The 8,747-nt window shown below is 53.3% G+C and carries 7 protein-coding genes (1 of these 7 cut by a window edge); 2 read left to right on the top strand and 5 right to left on the bottom strand.

What is annotated here, in order from left to right:
• On the bottom strand, nt 1-896 hold the 5' portion of the coding sequence (gene msrP / locus ACMAY6_RS04060; RefSeq protein WP_435214666.1) for a protein-methionine-sulfoxide reductase catalytic subunit MsrP. 85 nt of this gene lie to the left of the window's left edge; only the first 896 of its 981 coding nucleotides appear in the window; the start codon lies at nt 894-896; the stop codon falls past the left edge of the window.
• Nucleotides 868-1,740: a CDP-diacylglycerol--serine O-phosphatidyltransferase gene (pssA, locus tag ACMAY6_RS04055; protein WP_435214664.1), complete on the bottom strand. Its 873-nt coding sequence runs from the start codon at nt 1,738-1,740 to the stop codon at nt 868-870. Before pssA ends, msrP begins: the two co-directional genes overlap by 29 nt.
• A gap of 176 nt (nt 1,741-1,916) precedes the next feature.
• Between pssA and ilvC the strand changes: the two genes are divergently transcribed.
• A complete protein-coding gene (ilvC, locus tag ACMAY6_RS04050; RefSeq protein WP_435214662.1) occupies nt 1,917-3,386 on the top strand; it encodes a ketol-acid reductoisomerase in 1,470 nt (489 codons plus the stop codon).
• Between the two features lie 90 nt (nt 3,387-3,476).
• Here ilvC and ACMAY6_RS04045 read toward each other — a convergent pair whose 3' ends face one another.
• From ACMAY6_RS04045 to ACMAY6_RS04035, 3 genes are all read right to left on the bottom strand, one after another.
• A complete protein-coding gene (locus tag ACMAY6_RS04045) occupies nt 3,477-5,471 on the bottom strand; it encodes a sodium-translocating pyrophosphatase (RefSeq protein ID WP_435214660.1) in 1,995 nt (664 codons plus the stop codon).
• A 106-nt stretch (nt 5,472-5,577) separates the two neighbouring features.
• Nucleotides 5,578-6,069, bottom strand: a complete 492-nt coding sequence (gene ilvN / locus ACMAY6_RS04040; protein WP_435214658.1) for an acetolactate synthase small subunit — start codon at nt 6,067-6,069, stop codon at nt 5,578-5,580.
• 1 nt (nt 6,070) lies between these two features.
• A complete protein-coding gene (locus ACMAY6_RS04035; RefSeq protein ID WP_435214656.1) occupies nt 6,071-7,819 on the bottom strand; it encodes an acetolactate synthase 3 large subunit in 1,749 nt (582 codons plus the stop codon).
• Between the two features lie 419 nt (nt 7,820-8,238).
• Here ACMAY6_RS04035 and ACMAY6_RS04030 point away from each other — a divergent pair, with 419 nt between their 5' ends.
• Complete coding sequence (locus tag ACMAY6_RS04030; protein WP_435214655.1) at nt 8,239-8,739, top strand: DUF4124 domain-containing protein; 501 nt, start codon at nt 8,239-8,241, stop codon at nt 8,737-8,739.
• Nucleotides 8,740-8,747: the final 8 nt, after the last annotated feature.

Raw genomic sequence — 8,747 nt, 5'->3', positions numbered from 1 at the left:
TTAGGCTTAAACAACGACGACGGTAACCGCCTTTCGTAACGCTGGCTCCATCTGGGGTGGTCGACTTCGGGGTTTACGTTACTGAAAAACCCATACTCATGAGCAGCAAGCTCCTGCCATGAGGTTTGCGGTTGTCGGTCGGTTAACTCAATTGACACTATCGACTTAATGCTTTTGAAGCCGTACTTCCAGGGCACAATGAGCCGTAGCGGAGCACCACTTTGGTTAGGCAACGTCTTTCCGTAGAGGCCCACGGTCATCAACGTTAAGGGGTGCATTGCCTCGTCCAGTCTCAGGCCCTCTTTATAGGGCCAATCGATAACCGAGGTGAATGATCGCGTACCGCGCATTTCCTCAGGCCGGTAGAGCGTTTTAAAAGCAACATAGCGCGCGTCTGCCGTGGGCTCAAAACGCCGCAACAAATCCGCTAAGGGAAACCCAATCCAAGGCACGACCATGCTCCACGCCTCAACGCACCGAAACCGGTAGATTCGCTCTTCTAGATCAAAACCACCCAGAACATCTTCTAGGTTCAGCTTGCCCGGCTTGTTGACCAATCCAGATACCTCCACCGACCAGGGGTCAGTGATCATAGTATGGGCGTGCTCAGCGGGATCTGATTTATCAGTCCCAAATTCGTAAAAGTTGTTGTAGCTAGTCGCGTCCTCGACCGGCGTCAGCGTCTCTTCTGTCGAACAGGCATCACACTTAGCTTGGCTGTAAGACAGCGGCTTTGCGGCAGGTGCTGCAGCAGCCTGAGTGGGCAAAGTATTCACCAGCGCCCCTGCAGCTGCTGCTTTCATCAAATTTCTGCGATCGAGCCAGACCGACTCTGGAGTTATTTCAGAGGAAGCAATCTGAGGCACATTAAGAATCTTGCGTGGCACGGGCTTCATCCTCCTTTTGGGCTCTCTGAACAACATTTTGACGCAGGTGCTGAATCGGCCCTGAAACAGCAAAGAGAAAAGAAAACACCCAGATAAACAAAGGGGGGTCCAGAGCGATAAGGGCCAGCACGCCTACCATCAGGAAAATACGAACAAAAGGAACGCGGCCGTCCAGCTTGATGCTTTTAAAACTAAAATAGGGAAATCTGGCAATCATAAGAAAACCTAGGCCCGCCAGCAGCACAGCGTGGAGCCAGGCCAGCGGCAGGATAGAAGCGGGCAACTCATGGGTCTGACCCAGCCAAACACTGCCCGTCACGGCAGCCGCCGCCGCGGGACTGGGCAGCCCCACAAAATAACCCGCATCCACCGAATCTCGTTGCGTGTTGAAGCGCGCAAGCCTCAATGCCGCGCAGGCCGTGTACAGAAACGCAGCGACCCATCCCAGCTTCCCCGTATCCACTAAAGCCCAATTGAACATGAGCAACGCAGGTGCAATTCCGAAGGAAATCATATCTGACAAACTGTCGTACTCAGCGCCAAAAGCACTGGTCGTGTGCGTCAGCCGGGCGACTCGACCATCGAGCCCATCAAAGATCATCGCCACCAGGATAGCGACGGACCCCGAGTAGAAATCACCCTGCATACCGGCTATCACTGAGTAAAAGCCGCAGAACAAGGCGCCGGTTGTGAACAGGTTAGGTAGTAGGAATACACCACGAGCAGGGGCCGCAGCCTCCGAGCCGTGGGTTTCTTCGTAGTCGCCTACCAGCGACGTCAGGGGCGCTTCAATCTGCTCGGCAGCGCGCTCAAAATTGTCGTCTTCTTTATTGTCAGCGTCAGTAGTAGACATAGGGCTCATTCGTTGAAAATGCGCCCACAGTTTAACAGTGCCAGATAATCTGCGGGAGATTTGCAAAAAAAGCCTCGACACAAAGGCCACAACAAGCTTTTTCAAATGCTAGAGGGTATACTCGGCGCCGATTTTTCAAAGCAGCACACCTTTAAAAACACCCTCAGGAGAACACGGTGAGCAACTATTTCAATACGCTACCCCTACGTATTCAGCTCGAAGAGCTTGGTAAATGCCGATTCATGGACCGCTCTGAATTCGCTGACGGTGTGGATGCCTTGCGCGGCAAGCAAATTGTTATTATCGGCTGCGGGGCGCAGGGCCTTAACCAAGGCCTAAACCTCAGAGACAGTGGGCTTGACGTAGCTTACGCACTGAGACCCGAGGCGATTACTGAAAAACGGGCCTCATGGCAGCGGGCCACTGATAACGGCTTTAAGGTCGGCGATTACCAAGCACTGATCCCCACGGCAGACGTGGTGATGAACCTTACGCCCGATAAGCAGCACACACCGGTCGTTAATGCTGTAATGCCACTCATGAAAGAAGGGGCGTGCCTCGATTACGCCCACGGCTTTAACTTGGTCGAAGAAGGCATGCAAATCCGGAAAGATCTCACCGTAGTGATGATGTGCCCAAAATGCCCGGGAACTGAAGTCAGAGAAGAATACAAGCGGGGCTTCGGGGTTCCCACCCTGATTGCCGTGCACCGTGAAAACGACCCTCAGAGCAAAGGCATGGCCATCGCAAAGGCGCTTGCAGCGGGTACCGGTGCCCACAAGGCTGGCGTTCTAGAATCCTCTCCCATTGCCGAGGTAAAGTCAGACCTGATGGGTGAACAGACGATATTGTGCGGCATGCTGCAGTCAGGATCGCTACTTTGCTTCGACCGAATGGTCGCACTAGGCACTGATCCGGGATATGCCGCCAAATTGGTACAATACGGCTGGGAAACGGTCACTGAAGGTCTCAAGCAGGGCGGCATTACCAACATGATGGACCGCCTGACAAACCCGGCGAAAATCAAAGCTTTCGAATTGTCTGAGAGCATGAAAGACATCCTTCGTCCACTTTTTGAGAAGCATCAAGACGACATTATCTCTGGTGTGTTCTCGAGCACCATGATGGCAGATTGGGCACAGGACGATGCCAACCTTTTAAAGTGGCGCGCCGAAACCAATGAGACAGCCTTTGAAAAGCAGGCGCTCACTGAGGAAGACATCTCGGAACAGGAGTACTACGACAAGGGCATTTTGATGATTGCCATGGTCAAGGCCGGTGTAGAGCTGGCATTCGAGACTATGGTGGATGCCGGTATCATCGAAGAGTCGGCTTACTATGAGTCACTCCACGAAACACCGCTTATTGCTAATACGATTGCTCGAAAAAAGTTGTACGAAATGAATGTTGTGATATCTGACACCGCGGAATACGGCTGCTACCTTTTTGACCAAGCCGCCAGACCTTTGTTGGCTGAGTTTATGCAGTCCGTGGACAGCGATGTGATTGGCGGGGGCATGACGGGCGACAATGGCGTCGACAATAAAACGCTCATTGAGGTCAATGCTGAAATTCGCAACCACACGGTAGAGTTAGTGGGCGAGGAATTACGAGGCTACATGACGGAAATGAAGTCCATCGCCTGAGTCGTTTCAAAGCACAAAAAAAAGGAGCCTTCGGCTCCTTTTTTATGCCCAATGTCATCGGGCGTATCACGCAAGCAAGTGCGACCTAAATCAAAGCAGGGGCGCTATCACGAGGCTGACAATTGCCATCACATTAATCAAAATGTTCATGGAGGGGCCAGAAGTGTCTTTGAAGGGGTCGCCCACTGTGTCGCCAACGACAACGGCGGAATGAGTATCGGAACCCTTGCCGCCAAGATTGCCCTTTTCAACAAACTTTTTGGCGTTATCCCAGGCTCCACCGGCATTCGCCATCATTAGTGCCATCAGAACGCAGCCCAACAAGCCCCCTGCCAACATGCCACCCAAAGATTCAGGGCCGAGACCGAAGCCCACGACCACAGGTGCAAGTACGGCAATCGCCCCTGGCAGAATCATTCGCTTCAGGGCCGCCGTCGTCGCAATGTCGACGCAGCGCTCGGTATCAGGATCAGCGGTGCCCTCGAGGAGACCGGGAATTTCTCTGAACTGCCGGCGAATCTCATTAATCATGTCAAAAGCCGCCTCGCCCACCGCTGTCATGGTGATAGAGGCAATAAGGAACGGTATCGAACCACCAATGAACATGCCTATCAGAACCTGAGGCTCAGACAATTCAAGGGTGAAGCCGGGATTGAGCACCGATACGGTGCTGACATAGGCCGCGATGATCGCAAGAGCAGCAAGCGCTGCGGCACCGATAGCAAAGCCTTTACCAATGGCCGCCGTGGTGTTGCCCACCTCATCAAGACCATCCGTGATTTTTCGGGTGTCCTCACCCATGCCTGACATCTCAGCGATGCCACCTGCGTTATCCGCGACGGGTCCGTAGGCATCAATCGCCATAGTAATACCGACAGTAGAAAGCATACCCACCGCGGCGATGCCCACACCGTACAGCCCTGCGAGCTCGGTAGAAGCATAAATAATCGCGGCTAGCGCCAAAATGGGAACAACCACCGACTCCATGCCAACGGCAAGACCCGTGATCATGACCGTCGCGGGTCCGGTTTCCCCTGACTTCGCAATCTTGCGAACGGGGCTACCGCCTGTGTAGTACTCGGTAATCAGCCCGATAGCGACGCCACCGACAGCACCTGCAACAACCGCCCACCAAACCTTGGCTTCTAGGCCTAGAGATTGAACGAGAAACCATGCCATAGCGGCAAATACGACGGGAGCTGCCAGGGTACCACTGCGCAGTGCATCTTCAGGCGCTGCAGAAGAACGGGCGCGTACCAGAATAATGCCGATAAACGAGGCCAGCAGACCCACCGTAGCTAAACCGAGCGGCAACATCATCAGTGAAGTTTGCTGGTCGGCGGCGACAGCCATCGTCGCGGCGATCGCAATACAAGCGATCATCGAACCACAATAGCTCTCAAAGATGTCCGATCCCATGCCGGCGATATCGCCCACGTTGTCGCCCACGTTATCCGCGATCACACCTGGGTTGCGAGGATCGTCCTCAGGAATGCCTGCTTCCACTTTACCCACCAGGTCGGCACCGACATCCGCACTTTTGGTGTAGATACCACCGCCAACGCGAGAAAACAGCGCCACAACCGAGGCGCCCATGCCGAACCCATGAATTGAGTGGACCGACTCCACATCAGTTCCGAAGTATAAGAAGAGTCCACCTAAGCCAATTAAGCCCAGTGATGCCACGCACAAGCCCATGATGGAGCCGCCATAGAAGGCAATATTCAACGCCTTCGCTGGGCCGTGATCATTAGCGGCTACGGCAGTTCTGACGTTGGCGCGGGTCGCAGCATACATACCCAGGTAGCCAGCAGTCGCGGAAGAAACCGCGCCGACAACGAAGGCAATGGCGGTATCTTGGCCTAGTGGTGACAAGAATATGCCCAGTACCAGCACTGCAGCAAAAGCAGCCAACATTTTGTACTCGCGGTGCATAAATACCATCGCACCGACATGAATTTGGTCCGCGATACGCTTTACGTTATCGGGCCCTGCGTCGTGCTTAGACATCACGTTATAGATGACGAAAGCCACGAGTAGACCGGCCAAACCAACTATCGGCGGCATAATTAGATCAAACGCCATAAGGAACTCCCCCAGTAATTATAAAATTTATGGCGGGGAGTCTATACGCTGGACCCATGTGGCCGCAATGCAAGAAAGGACAGCGGCGTTATTTAAGGTGCCTTGATTAAGGCGCCAGAACCTTTTCTCCTCGCGCCATACCCGCCACACCAGAGCGCACCACTTCCATAATTTCCGCGTCGCCCAGAGCCGCAACAAAAGAATCCAGCTTTTCTGTAGGCCCCGTCAACTGAATGACATACGTTTCAGGTCCCACATCTATGATTTGACCGCGAAAAATATCGGTGGTCCGCTTAACTTCATCCCGCTGCGATCCAACGGCGCGGACCTTCACCAGTAGAAGATCTCGCTCAACGTGGGCACCCTCAGTCAGGTCAACGACTTTAACCACATCAATCAGCTTATTTAGCTGCTTGTTGATCTGCTCAATTTTTAGATCGTCCCCTGAGGTGGTCAGCGTTAGACGTGACAAGGAATGATCGTCCGTGGGCGCCACATTCAGCGATTCGATGTTGTAACCGCGCTGCGAAAAGAGTCCCACGACACGGGACAGGGCTCCCGCTTCATTTTCTAGTAATACAGATAGAATACGTCGCATGTTAGGTTCTCTCCGTCTTGCTGAGCCACATATCTTTCATCGCACCGCTAGGTGCCACATGCATTGGGTAAACGTGTTCATGGGGCTCAACGAAAACATCCAGAAACACCAAACGGTCCTTCAGGGCAAAAGCCTCGCGCATCGCTGCCTCGAGATCGTCCCGCTTTTCTACTTTCATGCCCACGTGGCCGAAAGATTCAGCAAGTTTCACAAAATCAGGCAGCGAAGCCGCGTAATGACTCTCTGAATAACGGCCCTCGTACTGCATGTCCTGCCACTGCTTTACCATCCCCAGATAATTGTTGCGCAAGCTGATTATTTTTATCGGCGTACCGTACTGCGCACAGGTCGACAGCTCCTGAATATTCATTTGAATACTTCCCTCACCTGTCACGCAAGCTACCTCGGCATCGGGCAGAGCCAACTTAATGCCCATGGCTGCGGGAAGACCAAAGCCCATGGTTCCCAGCCCGCCGGAATTGATCCAGCGGCGAGGCTTGTCAAATTTATAATACTGCGCGGCAAACATTTGGTGCTGTCCAACGTCAGATGTTACGTACGCATCACCCTCGGTCACCTCATAAAGGCATTTAATAACGTCCTGAGGCATCGCCAACTCACTCTCCCCGTAACGACGTCCGTGCCAAAGTCCGTGGGCCTCACGCCAACTTTCGATCTGCTGCCACCATTGAGCCAATGCAGCAGGTTCGGGCATTTCGCGATCACTCCCTTGCAATTGAGCATCGATCTGAGTCAACAGCTCCGTCAAAACTGTCTTAACTGGACCCACGATTGGAATGTCGACAGGCACAATTTTGGCGATAGACGCAGGGTCTACATCAATATGAATAATCTTTGCGCCAGGGCAAAACTTACCCACTGTGTTAGTCACTCGATCATCAAAGCGAGCGCCCACCGCCAAAATAACGTCGGAATGGTGCATGGCCATGTTCGCTTCATAAAAACCATGCATTCCCAACATACCCAAGAACTGACGATCAGAACCCGGGTAAGCACCTAACCCCATCAAGGTATTAGTGACCGGGTAATTCAGATTTTGCGCTAGCGTAGTCAGCAGCTCACAGCCTTCTCCCTGAATCACCCCGCCACCTGCATAGATCACAGGTCGCTTGGCCGACAACAATAATCTAGCGGCCTTACGGATCTGGCCTGTGTGTCCTTTATTTGAAGGCTGATAGGAGCGCAGACTGACACTCTCGGGATAGTGGTAATCAAACTTTTGTTCCGGATGGGTCAAATCCTTGGGGATATCAATCACCACGGGGCCCGGCCTTCCGGTAGTTGCAATATAAAAGGCCTTCTTAATGATTGAGGGGATATCCTCGGTGCGTTTCACCATGAAACTGTGTTTGACGATGGGGCGCGACACCCCAACCATGTCGGTTTCTTGAAACGCGTCCTCACCGATTAAATGCGTCTGAACCTGTCCCGCCAGCACAACCATGGGAATCGAATCCATGTAGGCTGTCGCTATGCCAGTGATCGCATTAGTCGCACCTGGGCCCGAAGTCACCAGGACAACGCCGGGTTTGCCGGTCGCACGCGCATAGCCATCCGCCGCATGGGTAGCTGCCTGTTCGTGACGTACTAGGATGTGGGGCACCGCGTCGAGCTTAAAAATTGCATCATAAATATGCAGGGCCGCTCCGCCTGGATATCCGAAAACATACTCAACGCCTTCGTCTTCCAAAGCCCGGACGATCATTTCGCCGCCAGATAATTGTTCCATGTTTCGCTCCCAATGTTGGGGGTGTCATACACTGACGGGAGCTACAGGCTTACGCCTCTACCCCACCGCCGCTGCCTGTCGCACGAAACACTGGTCGGATCAATTCCTAGCCACCTTGCCAGAACAGCGATCACGAAACCCGTGTATCGGTCGGCCTGCGGGGTAGCGCAGTGTCGAGCCCGAAGTGCGCAAACGCACCAGACGGAACCCGCAAACAGCCCTCATAACTATCCCGTCATGGGGGTGGGCCAGCGGATGAGGGTACTCATCGTTAGCCGTTGCCGTTCGCGTGACGGGGAACATAGTGGAAAGGTGCCGCAAAAAAGTCAAGAAATGCTCAGCATTAACACCGTGTGATATTGCCGAAAAGCAAAGATCACAGTAGCTTGAGTGTCGTAGAGTTAATTTTGGGATCCGCTATGTCGACAGTCCTCAGCTGGGCAGCCACGCTCGCCACCGCATGCCTACTCTTCATGCTGGCACATCCCACAGAGGCTGCAGTGATGTATCGATGGAATGACAGCAATGGCAGGCCCGTGATTAGCGATCGACCACCGCCCCCAGGCACACCGCATACAACCCTCAACAGCGCCCAATACGGCCAAAGCGGCCAAAGCGGCCAAAGCGGCCAAAGCGGTGCCAGACCTGATCAGATGCAGCAACCAACCTCAAACAAACAGCAAGCAGGCGTTAACAACGCTTCCAACCAAAGCACAAGCAATGACAACACTCCAGCGGCGTCTGTGCGTATCCAGAAAAATGCTGATCTTTGCAAACACGCTCAGGACAATATTTATACCTACGAGAATTTTTCGAGAATACGTACAGAAGACCCTGACGGTACCGTGCGATTTATGTCTTCAGAGGAAATTGAACGGAAGCTGAATGACGCTCGCCAAGTAGAGGACCGTCACTGCTGAGTTTCAAG

Origin of the sequence: Luminiphilus sp. nBUS_16, from assembly GCF_051201645.1 — a bacterium.
GTDB lineage: Bacteria > Pseudomonadota > Gammaproteobacteria > Pseudomonadales > Halieaceae > Luminiphilus.
The sequence above is the reverse complement of the archived record's forward strand: the minus strand, read 5'-3'. Positions and strand labels throughout refer to the sequence as shown.